At 31.8% G+C, this 25,512-nt stretch carries 19 protein-coding genes; 18 read left to right on the plus strand and 1 reads right to left on the minus strand.

Annotation, left to right across the window (positions count from 1 at the left end):
* The first annotated feature begins 24 nt into the window (after positions 1-24).
* The 10 genes from Q0972_RS14225 (at position 25) to Q0972_RS14270 (ending at position 15,396) form a co-directional block, all read left to right on the plus strand.
* Positions 25-813, plus strand: coding sequence for an isoprenylcysteine carboxylmethyltransferase family protein (locus tag Q0972_RS14225; RefSeq protein ID WP_299366693.1), 789 nt, complete (start codon positions 25-27; stop codon positions 811-813).
* Positions 814-835: 22 nt separating this feature from the next.
* Positions 836-5,506, plus strand: coding sequence for a T9SS type A sorting domain-containing protein (locus Q0972_RS14230; RefSeq protein ID WP_299366695.1), 4,671 nt, complete (start codon positions 836-838; stop codon positions 5,504-5,506).
* 82 nt (positions 5,507-5,588) lie between these two features.
* Positions 5,589-6,944 (plus strand): hypothetical protein, encoded by a 1,356-nt coding sequence (locus tag Q0972_RS14235; RefSeq protein WP_299366697.1) that lies wholly within the window; start codon positions 5,589-5,591, stop codon positions 6,942-6,944.
* Between the two features lie 313 nt (positions 6,945-7,257).
* A complete protein-coding gene (locus Q0972_RS14240) occupies positions 7,258-8,109 on the plus strand; it encodes an AraC family transcriptional regulator (RefSeq protein WP_299366699.1) in 852 nt (283 codons plus the stop codon).
* Between the two features lie 63 nt (positions 8,110-8,172).
* Entirely contained in the window at positions 8,173-8,895 is a 723-nt protein-coding gene (locus tag Q0972_RS14245; RefSeq protein WP_299366701.1) for a metallophosphoesterase, read from the plus strand.
* A gap of 371 nt (positions 8,896-9,266) precedes the next feature.
* On the plus strand, positions 9,267-11,615 hold the full coding sequence (locus tag Q0972_RS14250) for a YCF48-related protein (protein ID WP_299366703.1): 2,349 nt from the start codon (positions 9,267-9,269) through the stop codon (positions 11,613-11,615).
* A 586-nt stretch (positions 11,616-12,201) separates the two neighbouring features.
* Positions 12,202-13,407, plus strand: a complete 1,206-nt coding sequence (locus Q0972_RS14255; RefSeq protein WP_299366704.1) for a tyrosine-type recombinase/integrase — start codon at positions 12,202-12,204, stop codon at positions 13,405-13,407.
* 6 nt (positions 13,408-13,413) lie between these two features.
* Positions 13,414-13,899, plus strand: a complete 486-nt coding sequence (locus Q0972_RS14260) for a hypothetical protein (RefSeq protein ID WP_299366706.1) — start codon at positions 13,414-13,416, stop codon at positions 13,897-13,899.
* A 229-nt stretch (positions 13,900-14,128) separates the two neighbouring features.
* On the plus strand, positions 14,129-14,416 hold the full coding sequence (locus Q0972_RS14265) for a helix-turn-helix domain-containing protein (RefSeq protein ID WP_299366708.1): 288 nt from the start codon (positions 14,129-14,131) through the stop codon (positions 14,414-14,416).
* Between the two features lie 2 nt (positions 14,417-14,418).
* Complete coding sequence (locus tag Q0972_RS14270; RefSeq protein ID WP_299366710.1) at positions 14,419-15,396, plus strand: hypothetical protein; 978 nt, start codon at positions 14,419-14,421, stop codon at positions 15,394-15,396.
* Positions 15,397-15,923: 527 nt separating this feature from the next.
* Here Q0972_RS14270 and Q0972_RS14275 read toward each other — a convergent pair.
* Positions 15,924-16,223, minus strand: a complete 300-nt coding sequence (locus Q0972_RS14275; protein ID WP_299366712.1) for a hypothetical protein — start codon at positions 16,221-16,223, stop codon at positions 15,924-15,926.
* Positions 16,224-16,312: 89 nt separating this feature from the next.
* Between Q0972_RS14275 and Q0972_RS14280 the strand changes: the two genes are divergently transcribed.
* From Q0972_RS14280 to Q0972_RS14315, 8 genes are all read left to right on the plus strand, one after another.
* Complete coding sequence (locus Q0972_RS14280) at positions 16,313-16,552, plus strand: helix-turn-helix transcriptional regulator (RefSeq protein WP_299366714.1); 240 nt, start codon at positions 16,313-16,315, stop codon at positions 16,550-16,552.
* Between the two features lie 122 nt (positions 16,553-16,674).
* Positions 16,675-17,748 carry an MBL fold metallo-hydrolase gene (locus Q0972_RS14285; RefSeq protein ID WP_299366716.1) on the plus strand — a complete coding sequence of 358 codons (1,074 nt, stop codon included), beginning with the start codon at positions 16,675-16,677 and terminating at the stop codon, positions 17,746-17,748.
* Positions 17,748-19,109: an ABC-three component system protein gene (locus Q0972_RS14290; protein ID WP_299366717.1), complete on the plus strand. Its 1,362-nt coding sequence runs from the start codon at positions 17,748-17,750 to the stop codon at positions 19,107-19,109. The genes Q0972_RS14285 and Q0972_RS14290 overlap by 1 nt, the downstream gene beginning before the upstream one ends.
* Positions 19,090-19,626: an ABC-three component system middle component 1 gene (locus Q0972_RS14295; RefSeq protein WP_299366719.1), complete on the plus strand. Its 537-nt coding sequence runs from the start codon at positions 19,090-19,092 to the stop codon at positions 19,624-19,626. The genes Q0972_RS14290 and Q0972_RS14295 overlap by 20 nt, the downstream gene beginning before the upstream one ends.
* A complete protein-coding gene (locus Q0972_RS14300; RefSeq protein WP_299366721.1) occupies positions 19,616-22,756 on the plus strand; it encodes an AAA family ATPase in 3,141 nt (1,046 codons plus the stop codon). The genes Q0972_RS14295 and Q0972_RS14300 overlap by 11 nt, the downstream gene beginning before the upstream one ends.
* A gap of 10 nt (positions 22,757-22,766) precedes the next feature.
* Complete coding sequence (locus Q0972_RS14305; RefSeq protein WP_299366723.1) at positions 22,767-24,128, plus strand: patatin-like phospholipase family protein; 1,362 nt, start codon at positions 22,767-22,769, stop codon at positions 24,126-24,128.
* A 3-nt stretch (positions 24,129-24,131) separates the two neighbouring features.
* Positions 24,132-24,623 (plus strand): restriction endonuclease, encoded by a 492-nt coding sequence (locus tag Q0972_RS14310; protein ID WP_299366725.1) that lies wholly within the window; start codon positions 24,132-24,134, stop codon positions 24,621-24,623.
* 65 nt (positions 24,624-24,688) lie between these two features.
* Positions 24,689-25,447, plus strand: coding sequence for a hypothetical protein (locus tag Q0972_RS14315; protein WP_299366726.1), 759 nt, complete (start codon positions 24,689-24,691; stop codon positions 25,445-25,447).
* Positions 25,448-25,512 lie beyond the last annotated feature (65 nt).

The raw sequence follows: 25,512 nt of genomic DNA on the forward strand, positions 1-25,512 counted from the left end.
GCATTGAATTTAAAACTATCAGTCATGAAGAAGATTTTAATGTTTACATATTCAATAGCCGCCTATGCTATTGGATTCTCATCAATCCTATATTGGATACTTTCAGTAAGCAATCTCATTCCAGAAATAGCCATAGACCAAGAGCCGAGAGTATCCCTATGGTTAGCTTTATTAAACAACTTTTTCCTCATCGCACTTTTTGGTATTCAACATAGTGTTATGGCAAGAAAATGGTTTAAGGATTGGTTTGCCAAGTATTTTCTTAGACCTATTGAACGAAGCACCTTTGTACTGGTTTCAGGGTTGTTACTTTTTAATTTGGTGTATCATTGGCAACCTATTGGAGGTATTATATGGGAAGTGGCTTCGAACAGCCTATTGTATCATATCCTTTTCTTCCTCTTTTTTGCGGGCTGGGCCATCTTGTTTATCAGTTCCTTCTTAATTAATCATTTCGATTTGTTCGGTCTAAGGCAAACCTATTTGGAATTGATGGGGAAACCATATCAACCTCTCGAGTTTCGTGTTATTGGTTTCTACAAGTTGGTGCGTCATCCCATTTATTTTGGAATGCTACTAGGTATGTGGGCAACAACAACGATGTCCGTAACGCACCTTGCCTTCGCCATTGCAGTTACAGCCTACATTATTATAGGAACCAGACTAGAGGAAAAAGACTTAACCACAGAATTTGGTGAAACCTATAAAGCATATAAAAAAGGACGAGGGATGCTGATCCCTTTTTTAAAGGGGAGCAAAACTAAAGACACATACGTAAAACGTACGAACAAAAAAATTAAACAAGTACAATAAAACATAATCAATCTTAGAAATAATGAAAACAAAAATTACAATTTTAATGACTTTGTTGAACCTAATGATGTCAAACTATCTAACGGGTCAGACAGTTGCTATCCCTGATAGTAATTTTGAACAATATCTCGTTGATGAAGGCATTGATACCAATGGGCTTAACGGAAATATCCTTGAGTCTGACGCCGAGGTCGTAAACGGGCTCACCCTTAATAACCTCAACATAAGCGACCTTACAGGAATAGAAGCCTTTACAGGTGTTTCCTTTCTGAATTGTAGAGATAATAATGTATCTCAAGTGGATTTGAGCAGTAATATCAGCTTGAGCTATGTAGACTTTTCCAACAACAATTTAGAAGCACTAGATATATCCAATCAACAATTTTTAGCTACGCTGATTTTGCCAGGAAATCAACTCAATAGTTTAAATACAAGTCATAATCCAAACTTGGGGTTCCTAAATGTAGCGAATAATAATCTGACAAGTCTGGATATTTCCCAAAACCCTTTCATAACAACCTTATCCTGTTTTTCAAATAACTTAACGAGTTTAAATCTATCAGCAAATACATTATTAGAAGGTCTCTATACATCTGATAACGAATTAACTGTATTAGATCTATCGTCAAACACTAATTTAATTGTCTTACAAGCCCAGGTAAATCAAATCACTGGTTTAAACCTTAATAGTAATGTCGCATTGACAGATTTAAATATATCCAACAATAATCTGTCTAGCTTTTCAATTCGAAATGGTGCCAATACCAATATCACATCATTCTCAGTATTGAATAATCCTAACCTCACCTGTATCGCAGTAGATGATGCAGTTTACAGTACCGCTAATTGGATTAACATAGATCTACAGACCAGTTTTAGCGAGAGTTGTGGCGCACCACCAACCATAGCCATACCAGACACCAACTTCGAACAGGAACTCATTAATCAAGGTATCGATAGCAATGGCACAACCGGGGATATTCTAGTTACTGATGCCGAAAGCCTAACCAGCTTATTGTTGAATTTTGCCAATATAAATGACTTAACAGGTATTGAAGGTTTTACTAATTTAGAATTATTATCATGTGAAGGTAATAACCTTACAACACTAGATTTAAGTCAAAACACAGCTCTAACATCCGTATCGATTGTTAATAACAACCTTGAGCACATCAATATCACCAATCTTTCGAATTTAGAAAATTTAGCATTATCGGGCAATAACTTAGAGTCTTTAGACCTAAGCACCAATACAGGTTTGAAGTTGCTAGGTGTAAGCGATAACCTCTTTGAAAGTTTAGACGTATCGGCAAACTTACAATTAGAGATATTAAACTGTGGCGAGAATACCTTAAACGGTATTGACCTTACTGCTAATGTCAACTTAAAAGAGTTATACATCCATGAAAATGATATGGAAGATTTAAATGTATCCAATTTGACCAATTTGGAGGTGCTCGTATGTGTTGGGAATCAAATTCAACAATTAGACTTAGATAACAATAGTCAATTGAAAAATGCTAATGCTGCTGATAATAATTTAGAAGCTATGTCCATAAAAAACGGCAACAACTCGGCCATAACCAATTTTGATGCGACCGGAAACCCCAATTTGCTATGTATAGATGTAGATGATGTTAATTATGCTATCAATAATTGGGGAGCCATTGATACACAAACCAGTTTTAGTACCGACTGTGATGGGGCCGTTATTGCCGTACCTGATGTTAGTTTTGAACAGGCACTTATAGACCAAGGGATTGATACCAATGGCATTACAGGTGATATTTTAGTTGCTGATGCAGAACCTGTTACAGAGCTATATGTCGCCGACAAGAATATTGCAGACCTTACAGGTATTGAAGGGTTTATAAATCTTGAGGCACTCAATTGTAGTAGCAACAACCTTGGGCAACTAGACCTATCCAATAATCTAGCGTTAAGATTGCTCTCTTGCAACTATAATGGATTATCTACATTAGACCTTTCGGCAAACACCCTTTTAGTGAATTTAATAGCTGTGGATAATAATCTTACAACGATAGATCTTTCGGCTAATACCCAATTAAGAATACTTTCTTTAAGTGACAATCTTATTACCGATATTGATGTAAGCCAAAACACCTTATTGGAAAGCATATTCCTTTTTAATAACTTTTTAGAGACCCTAGACTTGTCTAATCAAACAGCATTACTAGAATTAGGTGTCTTTGAAAACAACTTAGAAAGTCTTGATATCTTAAACTCTTCCCAATTAAGGACGCTTAACGTGAACGGTAACCAATTGGAGAGCCTTGACCTTTCAGGGAATCTTATGCTGAAAGAACTGTATTGTGATGACAATATTCTCAATGGAATTAGTCTAGCCAATAATACGGATTTAGAAATATTGTCATGTTACGAAAATGGTCTTGAAGAACTTGATGTGGCAATGCTACCCAATCTTAAGAGAATTAGCTGTAGGGACAATCAGATTGAAAGCCTCAACTTTGATGCGAATCCAGCTTTAGAAATTATAAGTGTTAACAATAACCATCTTGAGTCACTCTCAATTAAAAATGGTAATAACCCTGCTGTTTTTACCTTTATTGCAACTGGCAACTCAGAACTATACTGTATTGATGTAGATGATGAGGCATTAGCCAACACTTTCTGGACAAATATTGACCCACAAACTGGTTTTAGTACGGATTGTAATGGTCCTACCATTCCTATACCAGATGCCAATTTTGAGCAAGCGCTTATCGATTTGGGCTATGATAACAATGGGTTTACTGGTGATATTTTAGTTTCTGATGCTGAAGCAGTGACTGATTTAGAGGTAGATAACAAAAATATTGATGACCTCACAGGCATCGAAGGCTTTGTTAACCTTATAGAGCTAAGAGTTGACAGCAATAACCTTACGTCATTAGACTTAACCAACAACCCACAATTGGTGCACTTTAATGGTAGTATAAATAACCTTGAAAGTCTTGATGTTACCAACCTTGCGGAGTTGGAATCTATAGGTGCTAGGGAAAATCAACTGGAGTCCATTGATTTAAGTTCTAATACTAACCTAACAAGCTTGACTATCAACGATAATCAACTGATAAGTTTAGATGTTTCATCTAATCCAAACTTAGAATACTTAAACTGTAATCTTAACGCTATAAACAGTATTGATTTAAGCAACAATATCAATCTTCAACAACTATTCGTAAGGGCTAACAATTTGCAAGTATTGGATGTTTCTGCCCTACCCAACTTAATGACATTTAAGTGTAATGAAAATCAAATTCATGAGTTAGATTTAGATGCTAATATGGCCTTAGAGAGCTTAGATGCATCCAATAATAACATCGAGTTTCTATCGATTAAAAACGGGAACAATACCAATATCATTGAGTTTATAACAACAGATAATCCTAATTTGCTTTGTATAGACGTAGATGATGTCACTTATGCTAGTGCCAATTGGACCACTATAGACCCACAAACCAGTTTTAGTACAGCCTGTGATGGCGCGACTATTCCTATACCAGACGATAATTTTGAAATAGCATTGATAGACCAAGGTATCGATACCAATGGGTTTACAGGTGATATTTTAGTGGCTGATGCCGAGGCTGTTATAGAGCTCGATATCGTCAACAAGAATATATTTAGCCTAACTGGGATCGAAGGCTTTGTAAATTTAGAATCCTTGTATTGTGGTGAAAACAATCTTACAGCATTGGATTTAAGTAATAATACGGCATTAAAAACATTGCTCTGTAGCTCAAATGGCCTGGAGAGCATAAACATCACCAACTTGACAGACTTAGAATATTTTGGGGCTATACGTAATAACCTTGAGTTTTTGGACCTTACGAGCAATATAGCTTTAAAAACCCTTTTGTTACAAGAAAACCAGTTTGAAGGCTTGGATGTTTCATCAAACCTAAACTTGGAATATTTAGGTCTTGAGTTCAATATCCTTAATGGTATCGACCTAAGCCAAAACACTGCATTGGAAGAATTGCTTTTAAGAGACAACTTTATGGAAGATTTAGACCTTTCTGGTTTGTCAAATCTAAAAGTCGTAAGTGTCTCTAACAATCAGATTAATCAGCTTGTAATGGGTGGTAATATTAATTTAGAGTCTATCAATATCAGTAACAATAACCTTGAAAACATGAATCTAAATGATGCTGGATTATTAAGGTTGTTGGATATTAGAAATAACCAGGTTTTGGAATTAGATCTTAGTACAAATGCCAATTTAGACTACGTTGATGTTTCCTCAAATAACTTGGAAAATCTTAATCTTCAAAATGGCAACAATACCAACATCAACGAAATTGATTTGAGCGGTAATCCCAATTTATTATGTGTCCAAGTGGACAATGCCCAATACAGTACGGTAAACTGGACTTTTAGGGATGCCCAAACCTTTTTTAGCGAAAACTGTGGTACGCTTGGTTTGGATGATGTCTCGGTTTTGGATAAGCTTACGTTATTTCCAAACCCAACCAAGGACAGTTTCAGCATTAAAGGACTACAAGAAGATACCAAAATTACACTTTATGATATTAACGGAAGATTGGTTCTAAAACAGGATCTATCGGCATCACAGTCCATCTCGGTATCTGACTTGCCTTCAGGTTTGTATATGGCACATATCAATAACACATCAGGAAGCACCACAAAAAAACTCATCAAACAATAAGGGGTGATTGATTGATAGCTCGGAAAGTCATCACAAATTGCGGTGGTGGCTTTCCTTTAAAGAATGAACTAAAAACAAAACCATGAAGAAAGCATTTTTATGTATGTTATTAATCGCCTTCGCTATCTGCAATGCACAAAGTAACTGTGATTGCATCGCAGAGTTAGAGTTTGTTATCGATTATTACCAAAAAAATCTTCCCGGATTTAAAGATAATGTCTCAGCAAAAAAACTAGAAGAATACCAAATCTTTAAAAATCAACTTTTAGAGCAATCAAATACAACAACATACTTGACAGCTATTACTCAAGACAGTACTTTAGTCAACCTTATTGCCGAACAGCATAAAACATTTAAGTCATTAGAAGACTCTTTTGAAGGTGAAGGTTGGAATTTTATTGTAGACGAACTTCAAAAAAGCAAGCATGTTTTAGTCGGCGAAGACCACTTTTCTAATGAGATTCCTCAATTTATAAAAGCTGTTTTCGATAAAAAGCACTTTGACAACTTTTATATCGAAGTAGATCCTTACAGCACCAAAATTCTGGAACGCTCCTTAAAGGAATTTACACTAGAAGAGAGACAAATCTTTAACATTAACTTTTCAGATCGATTTTCGTTCTATTCATTTAAAGCAGAATATGATTTACTAAAATATATATCGGATAAAGGCACTAATATTTTGGGAGCAGACCAAATTATTGGCAATGCCGACCTTATCATTTTCAATGACTTAATTTCAAAAACAGAGAGTACAGAAGCAAAGAAATTGTATAGAATTATTTCTAAAGACTCAGAGAATGCTCTAAATCAATTTTATGAGAAAACTAAAAATCCGATGACAATGCATCTATTTTCCGATAAGTTTACAGAACAGCTGAATGCTTTAGAAGCTCTCGGTTTAAGCCATTACGAATTAGAAATCTTTTCTGCTATGAGAAAGTCTGTAAAGATTTATAAGGAACAAAACCATTATTACAGAGTAAAGCTTATACTAAACCAATTGATGAAGGACTATCCACAATGGAAAGACAGTCCTACACTTTTTAAATACGGAGCCACTCACCTAACCAGAGGTGAATCCCAATTGGGCAATTATGATATTGGTAATTTGGTTGCTAATATTACAGAGAGTAACTTTGAAGAAACCTTCCACATTATGGTTGTTGGAGAGAGCGGTCAGTTGGGTTCAATTTTTAAGATTTTTCCACCAAGAACTGTGGACAAGGAAAATGACTTTTACTTAAGCTACTTGAAACCATTTTTTGAGCAAACGGATGATTCTCAGTGGCACGTTTTTAACTTAAGACCCTTAAGGAAACAAATCTTAAGAGCTAAGCTGAAGATTGATAACTTAAATCTTGAACGGGTAATAAGAGGCTATGATGCTTTGGTAATTATTCCAGAAGTTACTGCAGCTAAGCTGATTAAGTCATAAAAAATATTTAAAACAGATCGTTTGCCATTTGATATACTGGAGCCTCTAACGTTTCGTTTAATGATTATTGAATTTTTGGTTAAATAATAATTATTAGCTTTGAGGCTCCTTTTTTTCGGTCAGAAAACTTTGCCTTATTTATCAGATACAACAAGTAATTAGTTAAAAGAATTAAAATCATTTGAGATCAACAAACATCATTCAGTTAAAACATGAACAAATGAAGGATATATGGATTGAAAACTAGCCAGTTATACCTTTAATTAGAATTACCTAAGGATTTAGCACATAACTAATAGTATATTTGCTGATTATGATAACGTTTGAAGAAGTTAATTCAGCACCTACTTTTTCTAAGCAATTAGAGAATAAGATCTTATTCTCTAATCATTCTTACGAGACCTCAGTTTCTTATCAATCCACATATACCATTAAATATGTTTTTGAGGGGCTCAAACACTACAACTACAACAACCAAGATGTAGAAGTTTCAAAAGGAGAATACTTAATATTGAACAATGGCAGCCAAATTACCACTAACGTAATTCGAGGAACAAAGGGCTTATCATTATTCTTGTCCCCAAGGCTGATAGAAGAAATATACTGTTTTTATTCGGGTAATCGTTCGCCCATTAGATTTCTTGAAATCGTACATGGAAGATCAAATCACAAAATTAAAACTCTGCTAAACCAACTTGTTGATCTTTGTAATAACGACCAAGTTATTTTAGAGCAACAAAAAGAAGATGTATTCATTCAGATTTCCGAACTAATTGTTGAAGAACAAGTCGCTTTCAATGAGAGTTTTAACAATCTAAAAATAACGAAGCATGATACCAAAAGAGCGTTGTTAAAATCAATTATAAAAGCAAATGACTATATACAGGATCATTTTAAAGATCCTATTACTCTCGACATAATGAGTAGAGATATTGGCCTAAGCAAGTATTATTTACACAGACTTTTTAAGGAAATTAATGGCCTAACTCCGCTTCAATATCTCACTAAAATTCGATTGGAAAACGCTAAAAACAAACTTCAGTATTCGAAGGATTCTATTTTTGAAATTGCCATTGCGTGCGGTTTCGACACCATATCGTACTTCTCCAATACATTTAAAAGGCATACAGGTTTGTCACCATCTCAATTTAGGGAAAATCTATAAAATCAGCAAGATTTTATAAATCAAGAACTAATTACAGCTATATCTTTGATTAAATAACATGTCATGATTAAAAAAATCGCTCATATAACGGATTTGCATCTTGATGAAGAGTTCTCTATCGGTATTAAAATCAATACGAGAAAGCGATTCGATATGATATTAGAAAGTATTAAAGAAAATGAAATCAATGAGATTATATGTACCGGTGATATTGGTATTAATAAAGGCGTTGACTATTTCTTTGAACGACTAAAAAATATGAATCTTTCAGTCACCATGGGTAATCATGATGACTTTTTTGAAATCTCTAAATATTATAGTCTTGGAGCAGATTATGAATTAAACAAAATCTACAAAAGTAGAGTCTATGGGCAGTACAAATTCATCTATTTAGACTCTTCAACAGGCTATATTGATGATAAGCAAATTGAATGGCTCAAAACAGAGCTGAAATCATCTCGACCATTAATGATTTTTGTGCATCATCCTATATTTGCTACAGGCTTAAAGATTGATGAAATTGGTCAACTTAATAACTCTAACGAACTAAAAAAACTGCTGATTGAGGTACCTAGACCTATTCATATTTTTTGTGGACACTACCATATGGAAAGTTCCCTAGTTCATAAAAACATTGCACAGCAGATTACACCCGCCGTAGTTTTTCAAGTTAAAAAAAGCATTGATAAAATAGACTTAGATGCTTCTATTTCTGGCTATAGAATCATTGAAATCAAAAACTCTGAACTTTCTTCAAAAGTTGTTTATCTAAATCATGCAGACTAAAAAACAATCGTTTATCGAAAGCTTAACTAATGTTGCCGTTGGCTTTTTAGTGACAATTATTTCATTGCATATAATTTTTCCATTATTGGGAATCGAAAATCACAGTGGTAAAAATATCCTTATTACGATGTATTTAACGCTACTAAGTATTCTAAGAAACTATATTTTAAGACGATTTTTTAACGCTAGGCAATAGTTTCATTGGTAATTCTTTACATTGCTCATTTTTTGCTGCCTGATCTTTTCCTGTGCAGAAGATTATGTTTGAAAAACTATGCAAACAAATACTCAATCACCTAAACAAAATTTAATTAACTGGTTGTTTTTTAAATAGCTATTATAATCATAATTTTACAAAAGTATCTGATCAAATGAAAACAAAATACTTTTCCCAACTAGTTCCGAAGACATTCAATTTATCAATAATAAACTTGTATAGTGCCTTTGCATTACTAGGGTTGGTTTGTCAAGAAACATTTGCACAAAACAGCTGGGAACTCAGCTTTCCGTCCGAGACAAGAAATGGTAGGTTTTTTATCAAATCCCCTCAAGGAAGTAATAACTTTTACCTTTTTGGACACGATGTTAAAGCCTTAAATAGCGTTACCCAAGAATTAAGTGACATGCCTAATCTACCATTAGACGTTTTATATAAAGAAGTACCAACGGGAATTTCAGCACCTTATCGTCATATGGACATTTTCACCTTAGATGATAATAAATGGTGGATGGTACATAAAGGGAGAATTCTTAAAACTACCAATGCTGGAGCTGATTGGCTAGAGGTATTATCCTTAAACCCTAATACTCAATATGTCAGTAGCAGCTATTTCACCAGTATTCACTTCCCCACAGAAAATGTTGGTTACGCAGTAGGAACTGCAGAAAAGTTGTTTAAAACTACTGATGGTGGTGATACCTGGATTGAATTGCAATGGAGTAATTCTACAGCACCCTACATCAGATATAGTAGTGTAAAATTTATAAATGAATTGGAAGGCTTTGCTATGGGTTACGAGGTGGATGACATTCTTTTAAATATAGGTGTTTACCGACCATTCTTAAGGCGAACCAATGATGGTGGACAGACATGGACAGAAATCAGCTTTGCAGAAAGCGATCATCATTACGTCGATATTCAAATAGCAGGTTTAAGCTGGTACTTAATGCTTCGTAACCGAAACTTTGTAGCTCCAGCAGACAGGATTCGAAGAACAATTAATAACGGTACTAATTGGAGTACCTTAGATTTACCAGGATTGACACCTAGTACCAGTTTAGTGATACGTGACATGCATTGGTTTAGTGCCGAAGAAGGGGTAATTTTAGGAACGAAAGACATTTTTGATGAAGAACACAGCATCTACAAAACCTATAATTCGGGGGCAACATGGGTAGAAATTCCTATTGACCAAGGAACGATACCTTTTTTTGCTAGAGTACCTAGTTTGGTTATGAGCTTTAACGGTAGTAACGGCCTTATCTCTGGAGCCACAGGAAATATACTGTTCTCCTCAGACAAAGGAGAAACCTGGCAAAGTCTGCAAAAAGGTTATCCAGATATTACCGATATGTCATCGGACAATGGTATTACTTATGCCGCTCTTTATGGACAATCGCTTTTAAAGCATAATGGGTCAAATTGGCAGGAATTGGACATTCCGTTTAACAGTCAGTATCAATATCCAGGCGCATATAGAAAAATCGACAATGATGGTACTGAAGTAGCACTTATTGACATCTTTGGCGAATTGCAATATAGTAACGATGGAGGTAATAATTGGTCTAGCTTATTCACAGACCTTGAAAAGAAAGCATTAGATGTTCATTTCCATAATGGACAGTTAACAGCACTTATCTATGATACAGATTTAGATGCCTTACTCTATTATCCTAATGCTCAAAACGAACAAAGTTTTGAGATGATAGAAGGTGGTACGCCACTTCCCGCATCTGTTTTTGATCTGTTTTTTGTAGAGCAAGACATTTTTGCGAGAGTAGAATCCTTCCTATTCAAAAGAACTAACGGTACATGGCAACAGATCTTTCTGAACGATGGTTTTATTCGTGGAATGCTTATGGACGAAGAAGGTAATGCGGTGATGAAGTTCTCAGATAACAAATATTACTATTCCAATGATAGCGCCGAAACTTGGGAAGAATCAGCTTTTTCAAGCTCAATAATGGATAAAGTTGATTTTGAAATCAGCACTATTTCGGGATTTGGAAAACTAGATGACAATATGCATTATGCCATAGTTCACGGAAGCCCAGATTTTAGTCAGCGTTTTGAAACTTATTTGATCGTTTCTAATGATAACGGAGCCTCTTGGGATCTAGAAGAATCTGCATTATTCGGAGAACCACAAAATCTCGGTGGTATTGGGCATACTATTGATGATGAGGGTAATCTATGGGTTGGTTCTGCCAATGCTGCCATTTTTAAGTGGAACAATGGTGCATTATCCATACCCGAAATTCCAGGAAATGAGCTGTTTACAATTTACCCCAACCCAACTTCAGGAAAAGTCAACGTAAGATCATCGCAGTCAATAGATAGCTATGAATTGTATACTATACAAGGGCAATTGATATCAAGCGGTGCATTAGATATCAATGGTAGTTTAGAGTTAGGAGCTCAATATCCTTCTGGTATATATTTGATGCGCTTAATAGATGTGAACGGAAGCAAAAGTTCTTTCAAAATTATCAAGAAATAACATTAAAAAAATCCTAAGCAGCTGTCTAACAGCGAGCTAATTCTAAGCTATACAAAAATAAGACATTCATAAATCTGGTATACACGTACTGGTTGTTATTTTATACGTTGTGGCAATTACTCTAAATTATGAGTAGTTTATTTAAGAGGGATTTATTTTCTATTACAGGAATATGATTTAAACTATTATCTTAGAAATAAAGAGAGCATGATATATAGTTTTAAACAAAAAAGGGATAAATCAAAAAATGATTTATCCCTTAAAGTACTGAAGGCGGGACTTGAAACTATCAATTTTTAATATTTAAATGACTCTACCAAAACTTAGGTGAATGTCTATTTTTCTTATAAAATACTTTATATAACAAAGAACAAATCATTTAAATAGATTGAATGATATTTAAAGAGAAAGAAATTCACCGTACAAAAATAGTACATTATCGTACAAATTCTTATTTTTTGATTATTTTTATCATCGAATTAGAATCATACATATGGCATCCGTAAACTTTCTTTATCGCTCTACAAGACAAAATGCACCTTTGACTCTTAGGTTATTATTTAGAGACTCTAACAAAGTAGATCATGTGATTAGTGGTAAGACTCAATATTTTGTTGAGGCGGAATATTGGAAAAATTTTCATAATAAGAACAAAAAAGATGCTGAGATTAAGAAAAAACAAGTACAAGTTAATAGTGATTTATTAAAAATTGGAAATCATATCCTAGAAGCATTTTATAAAGAAAATGAAAATAACATCAATAAAGAGTGGCTAAAAAACCAACTATATCTTTTCTATAATCCTAAATGTATAGATGCCAAAAGTGATTTGTTGGTTGATGCTATTGAAGATATTATCAATAATGCTAGAACCAGAAGAAATGCCTTGGGAGGAATAGGTTTATCAAAAAGTCGAATAAACTCTTATAAATCATTAAATAGAATAATTAAGGAGTATCAAGACAAAAGGTTGTTCAAAGTAAAAGATGTAGACTTAGGGTTTTCTAAATCTTTCCTAGGCTACTTGATAGATAAAAAAGGCTATCAAGAAAGCTATGCTATCAAAAAATTAGCTGACTTAAAAACAGTCTGTTTCGATGCTCAATCCAATGGTATTGAAGTTAGTTATCAGTTAAAAAAAATTCACAGCGCGAAAAAAACAAATGAAAACATAATCTATTTAAACGAATCTGAGCTAAGAAAAATTGATGAGGTAGACTTACCTTCGAAGAGCCTAGACAATGCTCGAAAATGGCTACTACTAGGATGCAATATTGGTCAACGGGCAAGCGACTTATTAAATCTAGATGAATCTAACTTTGTGGTCAGAGGCGAATTGCACGTAATCGAACTTAAACAGCAGAAAACTGGCAAAAATATTACGATACCTATATTGACTAAAACCCAAGAAGTTCTCAATTCAGGCTTACCATACAAAATATCAATCCAAAAATTCAATGAAAACGTTAAGCAAGTTTGCAAATTAGCTGGGATAGATGAAGTTATTTATGGAGGTCTAATACAATCTTTTAATGAAGAAAAAGGGAAATCTAACAACAGAAAAGTCTTAGGGAATTATCATAAATGGCAACTTATAAGTTCACATGTATGTCGACGTTCGTTTGCTACCAACTTATATGGAGAACTTCCAACACCTTTAATCATGAGTATAACTGGGCATAGCTCTGAAAAAATGCTATTAAACTATATCGGGAAAAAAGGGTTAGATTACGCTCAGCAAATTGCCGATTTTTATGCCCTTCAAGAAAACAGAGCATCAAAACAAAAATAGACGCTTATGGATGTCAATGATATTAAAAATATACTAAAGACAGACGATTATTATTTTTTCTCGCAAGATGATAAAAAAATTAGCACTTTTTTAAAAAACAACTTCTACAACCATTATAACTATGAGTGGTCTATTAAATTGTGTTGCGATTTTATCTACAAAAACAATATTCAACCAAAGCCTTTTATAGAATTTTTAGATGAATACTATACTTGGTATTATAATTTCAACAGTTCTAAAAAAGGCAAAAAACGAACATTTAAATTTATTGATAACCTAAAAGCTTCAAAGAAATTTAATTCTATCAATTCTGGTAAGATTAAATTAAAAGACAAAAAACTCAAAGCAGACTTTTTACAGGATGTAAAGAGCATTAATTCTAAATATTTTGGTGCTTCTAACGAAGATTTAATAAAGTTCCTATTTAATAATTTCGAGTTATCAACAACTCAAAGTGCTCTTAATAAGGCATTTTACGAAAAAACCGTATAAAAGTAGCCTGATAATTACGGATTTTTTATGAATTCTGTATATGATTATGTACAGGTGTTTATTCTTTGCCGTCTTTTTTGTAAAAAAACGTACATAAGGCTACAAATTTTACCACACTCTTTTTTTGCTTACCTGATATAGCTTTGTAGATGTAGGATTTGTACAAGTCAATCTATTAACAAATCGGCGCATCAATTAGCTGAGGATGCTCCACAAAAACACAAAAACTATGGATAAATCCATTATCACCCAAATTCACGGTATTAAACCAGACGACTTAATTCTAAATTTCAAAGAATTAATTAGAACCGAAATTAGTGAGTTTAAAAAGCTTTTAAAATTAAAGGAGTCAGAAGAGTATCTAACCAGAAAAGAGGTCGCAAAAATGCTTAAAATTGACCTTTCAAGCGTGCACAATTGGACTAAAAAAGGTAAACTAAAATCTCATGGTCTTGGTGGAAGGGTATATTATAAAAAAAGTGAAATCGAAAATGCTTTTGTAAAACTAAATGATTAACTATGATAGATTTTGTACGATTTGTGGTAGAAGAAGCCCCAATAAGATTTTTAGAACAGCATAAAGATTTGGACTTTATAGAAGAACGATATTGCGAATTGCCCGAAGAAAATGGTGGCAAAGGTTTTATACATGCGGATTTTAAAAGTTTAAGAATTAAAATCTGTTCACCAATGACTACTTTGAACAACGGATTGAGAATTAAAACCCCAAATGCAGAGCCATATGTAGTTATAGAAGGAAGTTTACATAAATACTGGAATGAACTCAATAACAGGGGAAGTCAAAACTATAATGACTTTGGAATTGAAGGCATAATAGAAGTCCTAGAAGATTTGGAAGACAGATTCAGAATCTCCCCTGAGAGGTGCACATTAAAGCAAGTTGAACTTGGAGTTAATATTCAACCACCTGATGACACTAAAAAAATCTTACAGCATTGCTTCTTACATAAAACTAAAGAACTTAAGTGGACATATGTCCATGACGAAGGCAGCTACAAACAAGCTGTCTATAATAATCACATAATAAAAATTTATGACAAAAGCTTACATTATAGTAAACTAGGAAAAAACATAAAGCCTACACTAAGATTTGAGATTAAATTCAAAAGAATGAGATGGCTTAATGAAAACGGTGTTTACACTCTATGGGACTTAGTCTTCTATGGTCTTCACAAATTCGAGTTAAAACTTGCAAAGGAATGGAACAATATTTTGTTTTATGACTACAATGTTCTAGATATCGTACCTCATCAGAATGACTATTGTAATCCAAATTACTGGCAAAATCTCTTAAAGACTCCACATAATTTTAAATACCATAGAGATAAGCTAAAAAAACTCATAGGTGCTAATCCACATAGCATAAAATCTAAGATGGCTGAAATTATAGAGAAAAAGTGGAAGCAATTATTCGGTGATACTAGCCAAATTACCTCTTATTATATAAGAAGAAAACAGCTAGTTGATATTGCCTAATTCATTGCTCTAAACTTTTGATTAAAAGTTTGTCTATTAATTTAGATGAGCTTTCTTTTTATGTCTATCAAAGTCTTTAGAGAAATGATATGCTTAAATAATGCTACATTAGTATCCTATAAGAAGTGAAGGGTACTTTAAATAATAAGCCCATTGGATAAAAAATCGAAAAAATATTATGAATTCTTATTTAATTTAAACCCCATACCCTAAAATGTCTCCAGTTTTCAATTAGGGGGCACTTGTTTTATTTTACCCCATAGAAAGACACTTACACACACAAATGACTTATAAACACAATCGTATCTTTTATACATAGTTAAAGTTCATAACAAAATGTAATGCACCCTGCATACTCTTAACATTAATTGAATGCACATTTAATTATGCCTTCTTAAATTAATTGAGCTTTTTTTGTTTACGTGTGAGGAAATATTTATTGAAAACAGGGTAGTGGGTGCTCATACAGAACTATGCTTGAAATCATCTTTCTTTAAAAGATTAATACTCTTTGTAAGCAACAAGAACTATTCCTCTAATTTTTGTTTTAGCTGCTTTACTTTAATTTTTTCTTTTAGTATCTCTTTTTTTTCTCTAACCAAATCGAGACTAGACTTAAATGGACGTCCAAAGTTAGTTTTCTTCAGATAGTAAATTAATGGAAAAGGAAATATTATAAGCCCTAACGAAGCCAATATAGTTTCTTTTAATAATGCCCCATCATGGAAAAACTCATAGATCAATGCAGCTATTCCAAAAGTAATAGAGGCAACTGAAGCAATTCCGAGTATAATACCTGTCACGATTAGCAAGTAGTTTTTATTCACAGCTTATAATTTGATTCAATAATATCAAAATAATTACAAAGACACAAATATGTGTCCGTATAAATTTTGAGCAATGTGCATATTGTGATGTGCTAGAAGAACAAAAAATACACAAGCAAATCTTCCTAAAAGAATTAGGTAAAAGAATTAAAAAACTCAGAGAAGATAGTGGCCTCTCTCAATTTGAGCTAGCCAATGAAGCTGGTATTGTTAAAAACCAGATAGGTAGAATTGAAAGAGGTGAGATTAATACTAGCATCTATACCCTGAAAAAAATTTCTAGTGTTCTTAAAGTTCATATATCGGAACTTTTATCATTTGAACATTAATTTATTCTAAAAGCAAAAAAAAATCCTATCTTAGAATTCTGACAATCCTCCCTTAATTATTATTAATAGCTTTTAAGATATTAAACTTATTAGCCGCCTACTTATACCTTAAAGGGAGACCTATGATTTCAATAAAATTTCTAAAAGCAATCAACGGAGATTGCATCCTTATTTCTTTTAAGGACTTACAAGGTAAAACGAAAAATATACTTATTGATGGCGGTTTAGATGCTACTTATTATGAATCAAAGTCTAATTCATATGGTGAGCTTAAGACCTCTATCGATTATTTAAGGAAGAAAAATCAAAAAATTAATTTACTGGTTTTAAGTCATATTGATAATGATCATATTAATGGTTTGCTTAAGTGGTTTGAAATGGACAACAAGGCTCACGAATTAATTGAAAAAGTTTGGTTTAATTCGGGTAAATTAATTGCTGAATGGCTAAAAGAACCTGAAAACCCTGATTTAAAGGTTGGATTAAAAATATTTGAAGACCCTTACACAGGGGTTCCTGAAGCTCTCAGATTTGAGGAATACCTTTTAAAGAGTAATATCTGGGAAAGAAAAATCATAATGCAAGGAGCAACATTAGAAGATGATGAAACAAAAATTCAAGTCCTATCACCTAGTAAAAAACAGCTAATCAGATTACTTAAAGAATATAAAAAGAAAACAGGTGATGATTCCTATACTTCAGGTAGAAAGAAGGATTGGCCTTTAGATTTAAAATCATTTATTGTGGAGGAGGATAAAAATTATACGTTTTCTCAAGATTCAAGTCCTAAAAATGGTAGCTCAATTACACTATTAATAACCTACAATGAAAAGAATTTTTTATTCTTAGCAGACTCACACCCTAAACAAATAGTTAAGTCACTAAAACGAATGGGGTATAGTAAACAAAACCCAATTGAACTTGAGCTTTTACAAGTCTCACATCATGGTAGTAAAGCAAACAATAACGTTGAATTATTTGAGATTACTAAGACAAATAATTATGTAATAAGCACAAATAGTTCTAGTCATAACCATCCTCACAAGAGAACTTTAGCAAGAATAATCAAGGTTAATCCAAAGGCTACTTTTCATTTCAATTATGAATTTGTATTAGACAATATTTTTACAGAAAACGATTTTGAAGAATTTAAAGAATTTAAAGCCAAAACAATATCAACATATACCATTTCTTAATGAGCAAAGACAAATTAAAGTTATATAGCGTTAAAGTTGCTAATGGTAGTGGTTGCATTTTTCAACCAATGATTAATGAGTATACCTATATATTAACTGCAAAACATTTATTCTACATTAAAGAAAAAAATGATAGAGGTCAAGATGTTGAAATTGAAATTGAAAATGGTACAGAAATAGAAATTTTTAAAAATCAAAAAATAGAAAAAGGTTGGAAAGAAATAAAAATCCCTTTTACTCTAAGTAAGGGAGAAAATTACTTTCCGCACCCTAATAAAGATGCAGATATTGCTATCTTAAAAATTGAATACATAGCTGATTTTAACTCAATTTTTGTACAAAATAGAACTTTTAAGGTGAAGGATTTTGAGCTATGCGGATTTCCAGAATCTCGTTATTTCAATAATGAAGGAGAAAGGTATGCTACTCAAATAGTTGAGGAATTTATGGCAACTGGCAATTTTTGTCAAGGAGCACAATTATCGAATGACACTTTACAACAAGCAGATATTGAAGGGTTTTCAGGTGGAGGCATTTTAAAAGTAATAAGAAATAACGTCTATATTATTGGCATTCAAAGTAAAATGGCTAGTAAAGCAATTAACCAAGTCGGTCAAATAGGCTTTGTACAAATTAAATTTTTTGAAGATATAATTAATCATTACAAAGATCAATTAACAGAGCTTTATCCAGATTACATGAGTAATTTTTCATTCTTGAGGGATGAATCTTTTATGTTGGAAGTTGATGCACTAGACGAAGATAAAATAGAAGCTACTAGAGCTACCCTTAAGAATAAAGCATTAGATATCATAAAATCTGATATCACACCTCACGGTATAAAAGAATTATTTAAAGAGAGAATTCTTCTTGATGACAAATGCCCTGAACACTTGTCAATTAAAAATGTTTGGATTGCGTGGTTAGAGTTCCTGACGATAATGAATATTATCAAATATGAAAATATTGAGAGTGCGACTTTGACTGAAATTTTCGATGCATTTCGATTGAAATATTCAGATAAAGATGATTGGACAGATTTAATAAAAAATGATTTGTTAAACTCAGATTATTTAGGTCTAACCATGGATTCAACTGTTGTTGTTTCTACCAAAAAAGCCCCAAGAAATAATTTTAAACTCCCAAAAGGCAAATTAGTAAATCTTGTTAAGGTGCCAGATAAAAAAGGAATGAGAACGGACAATGGAATTAATCATCCTTATAATGCTTTTAACTTTGTGCACTTAGAATATTTTAAAACTAAATGTATACAACAACGCCTCGAATTATATGAAAATATTAATGACGAAAATGAGCTTTTAAATATTTTAAAAAATCAGTATGATGAGTTATTCAATTGAAGAGACAATCACTTATTTAGAAGAAAAGTTCAAGAATATAAGATTTGATTATAGAAATGTTGATTTTGGATCAACGATTCCTGCTTTCTTTATATACTTTGAAGACGAAAAACTTCTTAAACAAAAATGGGAAGGAATAGCCAATTTAATTGCTGTAGATTTTCAGGCAAGACAAAGAAATGAGTATCAGGTTTGGAATATTTATCTGTTTTATATTATCAATAATCCAATATCAAAAGAGTTAAAATATAAAATCGAGAATGATACATTCTCTAGTAGAAAAATTGTTATCGAAAATACTAGTGATCAAGATTTAATGATTAATGAACATATTCTAAATCAAATAGATGTAAACTTGGAAAACGATAAAAATGAAACTCATAGCTTTAATACTAATAAGATAGTTGAATCTATATTGGAGGATAAAATTTTAAAAAAAATAAATATTACTAAAGAAGCAAATGCAGCATACAAAGAGTTAATTAAAGCATTAAAAGAAAAAGAAGATGAAATTTAAGCAAGTAGAGGTTTCTGCCTTCAGAATATATAATAAACCTGAAAATTCAACTTTTAATTTTACCACAAACACAGGGGAAATAGCTGATTTCGTAGCAATTTATGCACCTAATGGCTTTGGAAAAACCTCCTTTTATGATGCAATTGAATGGGGTATAACAAATAATGTTCAAAGATTTTGGCAAAATAAAAATACTCAGGGGTCAATAGATGCTTTAAGAGCATCTAATGAAAAACAAGTGAAGTTATTGAGAAATAATAACGCAAAAAGTAATATAAAGACTTATGTAAAAATAACAACTGATTCTGAGGAGCTTACCCCCAGAATCCTTAAGGTGCATGGGAAAAGAAAAACTGATATAGACAAAGCTGAAAATGTCGAAAATAGAAGCTTTCGACAAGTAATCTTATCTCAAGAATGGATTTCTTCATTTTTAAAAGAAGTTGATGGAGAGAGAAGGTATCAACTATTTATGCAAAATCCAGACCTAGTTAGAATAGATAACTACTATGAAGGAGTGAAAATTTTGTATAAAGAAAATCAAAAAATGATTGAATCACTCGAACAGGAAATCACGAAAATCAAACTTGATATTGACCCTCAGAGTGATTATAATCCATTAGAAACTATTAATAGCCAAATAACAGAGATTAACAAAGAACTGAATGAAAACAAGGTTTCCTTAATTGAGCTAAGCGCTTCAAAGGAAGAAATAAAAGACTTCAGAGATTTAATTTCAAGCAGGGTTATATCTCATGATAAGGAAAAATCATTAAATGAAATTTTGTCTCAAATCAAAAAAATTAAAATAGGTGATTCCAATATTGTTGGGATTGAAGCTTTTTATTCATTAAAGAAAGACCTAGAAGAAATAAATAAGAGAATAAAAGAAACACAGTCTAATCTTCAAAAGTTTCTGGACTTACAAAAGGCTCAAAATAAGTTAGCTAATGAGAAGAAGAATATTGCTGATTTAATTAAGCAGGAATCAGAACATAAGAAGGTATTAAAAAGCTATGATTATTATAATACAGTTAAAGAGAAAATTGAAGAAAAAACTAAACAAGGAAAATCTATAGAAAAAGATCAATTTGTTTTAGAGACAAAAATTGAAGATCTAACTAATCAAGAATCAACTATTACAAATAGAATTGAGAGCTTGATAAAGCAAAAACTAGATTTAGAAGAAAAAGAAAAGGATTTACCTTCTTTAGAGAGTAGAGCAAGCCACCTGGATAAAGAGAAATCTAAATTTGAAAAACTAAATGAAAAGAACAAGTTAGAAATTGAAAAATTATCCTCTAAAATAAATTCCATTGAAGATGAAATAAATGAATTAGAAAAAGTTAAAATTGAAACTAATAATTGTGATTATTCGTTATTACTCATACATGACCAATCAGATTTAATTGACTTAACAAATGAACTTATAAAAGCTAATGACGATAAGCGTAATTTAGAATTAAAAGTTAAAGAGTTAAACGAACAAATTAACCAGCAAAAATCATTAAATACTACTATTGAAGAGTTTATTAATGCTGGATTGAACATTGTCAATGATGTTCAAGATTCCAAGTGCCCTTTATGCGAACATCAATATAATTCATATAAGGAATTAATTAGTCGTATTTCTAACAATAAAGCTTTAAATAATATTCTTAAAGAACTTCTCCTTAATAAAAATAAAATTAGGGAAGAGATTAATAAAAAAACCAAAAAAATTAATGAAGGAAATAGAAAGTTAATTAAGTTTTATGATCAGAAAATTAATAAACTAAACAAAGGAAAAGAAGTATTAGAAGAAAAGCTTGATAGTCTAAACAAATCTCAAAGAAAAATAATTGAAAAACTGAAAAGTCTAAAAAACGAAGCAGAAGAGATAGGTATTAAACTTAATGGTTTGACTATTAATGAATATAAAAAGCAACTGAAAGATTCATTATCAAAAGTATCCACAGAAATTGATAGTTTAAATAAGAAATTGTCCGAAATCAAGAAGGAACTATCAAAATTAAAAAATATGCATAGAAACAATGTCGCTAAGTTAGATTTTATAAAAGCAGAAAATCAAAATCTCGAAAAAGGTGAAAAATATGTTTCAGTTTTGGAATGGCTTACTAATAATATAGCCTCGGAGAATTCAACAAAAGTAGATTTGCAAGAGAAGCTTACTGAGCTAACAAATAGAATCAAGCAATTAAGAAAGGACATTCTAGAGACAGAAAAATTAATTTCGGTTTATGAAAAAGATTTAAGTTCCTTTAATCAAGAAGCCCAATTAAAAATAGAATTAAGTTTACTAAAAAATCAAAAAGAAGTTGATAAACAAATTCAAGAATTCAAATATTTTGTAAAAGACAAATTTAGTATTGAAGTAGATGGTTTTAATCAAAAAACCTTGATTGAATTTTTAGGAAAAAGGGAAAATGAATTAAAAGAAGAACTAAAGAAGCATAATAAGTTAAAAGAAGGGTTTATGAAGTTGGAAAAGTATGCAGAAAATTTATACCCTTTTTTGCAGTCTGAAAAGGCCAAACTAATTCTTAAAAAGAAAGAAAACGAACTTAGTTTTTTACAGAAAAGTGTAACCCCTTTGCTTAAAGTAGAAAAGAAAAATACTAGGGATTATATTGATAAAAGAATAAAAGATTTTTTCTATGAAAATTTGATTAATGACTTATATAGTAAAATCGACCCTCATCCCGACTTTAAATCCGTCAAATTTGTAGCTGACCTTGATACAGGCAGACCTAGGTTAGATATATTTGTCAAGAATCAAGAGAATGAAGTAAGTTTAATTCCCAATCTATATTTTAGCCAAGCTCAAATAAATGTTCTTAGTTTAAGTATTTTTATGGCCTCTGCTTTGAATTCAGATGAATACAACTGTATTTTTATTGATGACCCTATTCAATCAATGGATAGTATAAATCTTCTATCTACAATTGATTTATTACGTGGGCTTGTAGTAAATGAAAACAAACAAATAATCCTATCAACCCATGATGAAAACTTTTTCAACCTTCTAAAGAAAAAAATCCCTAAAGACATCTTTAAGTCTAAATTTCTAGAGTTAGAGTCGTTTGGCAAATTGAAAAAAGAAGAAAGTAATGATATGTTAATGGCCTAATTAGATTTTCATGGAAAAAAAATATAAGATACTATCGCTCGATGGTGGAGGAAGTTGGGCAATACTTCAAGTCTTAACCTTGAAGGATATATTTCTTAAAAGGTACCCAAATAAGAAAATTAAGGGACATGAAGTTTTAAGACATTTTGATTTGGTCATAGCAAATTCAGGAGGCAGCATGGTTTTAGCAGCATTAGCATGTAACTGGACTTTTGATGACATTATTAAGCTTTTTGATGACAAAGAAATAAGAGAGAAAATTTTCACGAAATTAAATTTTAGCCAGAAGTATTTTCCTGCTAATTTCATGAGTCTATTTGGTGTAAAATCAGTTGGTACTCGATACTCTACTACAGCTAAAAAGAAAGCCTTAGAAGATATTTTAATAATAGACAACATGAAAAGGCTAAATGATGTTACTCTTTCGGAGCTTCCAAAAATAATAGGAAAAGAATCTTTAGAAATTGTTGTCACGACTTTTGATATTATCAATAAAAGGGCAAAGTTTTTTAGGTCTAATATGGATAGCAAAGCCAGAGCAGAAGTTGTAGCAGGTTTAGATCATTTCGAGCAGGTCAGCCTAGTTGGAGCAATCCATGGAGCGTCAAATGCCCCAGTGAATTATTTTGATTTCCCAGCCGTATTAGTTCCTAAAATAAAAGGACTTATAAACAAAAGAAGACGTTATTTATGGGATGGTGCTTTGAGTGGATTTAATAACCCCATAATGGCTGGGCTGACAGAGGCATTTGCAAACAATATAAATAGGGAGAACATTCATGTATTATCAATAGGAACCGCTGGAAAGTTGATTTCTAATGAAGACTCCGATAATTTTAGAGATCAATATTATAGCACTCTTTTAGGAAAAAAAATAATAAGAACAGAAGATGGGGGAAAAATTGATTTTGACAAAACACTTAATTGGAAAGTGCTTGGTTTTAGAATCAAAAAACCTAAAGTCTTTTTCCGTTTATTTAAAGGCGGTCGTTTCTATTCATCTATAATTTCAAATCTATCTCAGTCAATTTTATTTGAACCGCAATCATGGGCATCATATAGTGCCTACACAAGTTTGTTTTCAGGAAGAATTGATAATGCAAATGAAAATAACAGGAGATTTATTAGGCTGTCTCCTCAGATAATAAAAGAAAACAATTCTAATGAATTGATAAATAAATTGTACGATTTAGATATGGATGTCACTAAACAAGACGAAATACAACTATTAAAATCTTGCTATGATGAATGGAAAAAAGGCACTATAAAAAATGAACCTGTACAATGGACAAAAACGATACATGGAGATTATATTTTTGCAAAAGGACATCAGCATTACGTCGATGCTTTGAGCGATTTAAATTGGCTATAAATTATGTATTTAGATTTCAATGAAATTAAAGACGGAAGGCAGTTCGAAGAACTTACTGCTTTACATTTAGAAGAAAAATTCAACAATCATATCAAAGATATAGAAATAAGAAAATCGGGAGTAGGTGCTGATGGTGGCAGAGATATTTTAGTTGATTTTAAAGTTACTGATGGCATACAATCTTTTAATAGAAAATGGATTGTTCAATGTAAATTCCGCAATATTAATATTTCCACAAATGTCATTAACGATGTAAATATCCCATCTCTTATACATTCTTATGGAGCTTCTGGATATTTAATAATATGCAGAAAAAGACCAACAAGCAAACTTAGTAATTTCATAGAGCAATTAAATCTAAATTGTAAGTTTGGCTATAAATATCAAATTTGGTCTGGTGAACAGTTCAAGCGCTCATTACTGACCAGCACCAATCATACTTTTATGCAATTTTTCCCTAACTATTATAAATATTTAACTAGAGAAGACAAATGAACGTGTTTTTTTCATATTCTGTTCCTAATAAAGATCATTCTGTTATTACAATGTTATCTAATCGCTTGAGAGAAAAAGAATTTAAGTTTACTACAAGCTATAATCTATTAATCTCTGAAGATAATTACACAACAAATAGTCTAATAAGCAATTCCAATATTTTTATTTGTCTCATATCTAAAAAAGAAAACAAAAATAAAATTATTAAAGAACTAGAATTTGCAAAATCGGCGGGTATACTTACAATTCCGCTAATTGAAAACGGATTAAAATTTAATCCAAAATTGAAAGAAGAAATTATTGTCTTTGACAGAAATAACCTAAACCAAAGTGTTAGCCAGATTTTCCAAAAAAAAGATCGTATCAGGGGCGATTTGAATTTATTCTATTGGAGTGCCGTTGAAGAAATGATTTTAGAGATGATAAAAGCAATTTCCGTTAAAAATAATGAGTATGAAACGGATATTTGGTTTCAAGTAAGTAATCCTTATTTAGAAAAAATACATAAACCTTCTTTAGAACATAATTTCCCAAGTGTCTTCTCAAAACAATTAACTACGTCAACTTTGGGAAGAAGTCAAAATAATTTAATGGCGAATATTATTCAGGTTGTTTACAATTGGGAATTAAGCAACGAAGAAAAGTCAACTAAAGAAAGTGAAGCTATTATAAATGATGCTATTAAAGCTTTTAATAATTCAATAAAAAAGAAGGCTAAAGGTCGTCATAAAAAAAATAAAAAAGCTTATTTTAAGTCTATTAATGATGAATTAGAAAAAATAGGAAGAGGGTTGATTAAAAGGATAAATAGACTTCCAAAATAATAATCAAATTATGGTGTCAATTGCAAATACTAAATACCCAAATCATTACCGCCATTTTTTGTGCC

This window comes from Winogradskyella sp., from assembly GCF_028282165.1.
Taxonomy (GTDB): domain Bacteria; phylum Bacteroidota; class Bacteroidia; order Flavobacteriales; family Flavobacteriaceae; genus Winogradskyella.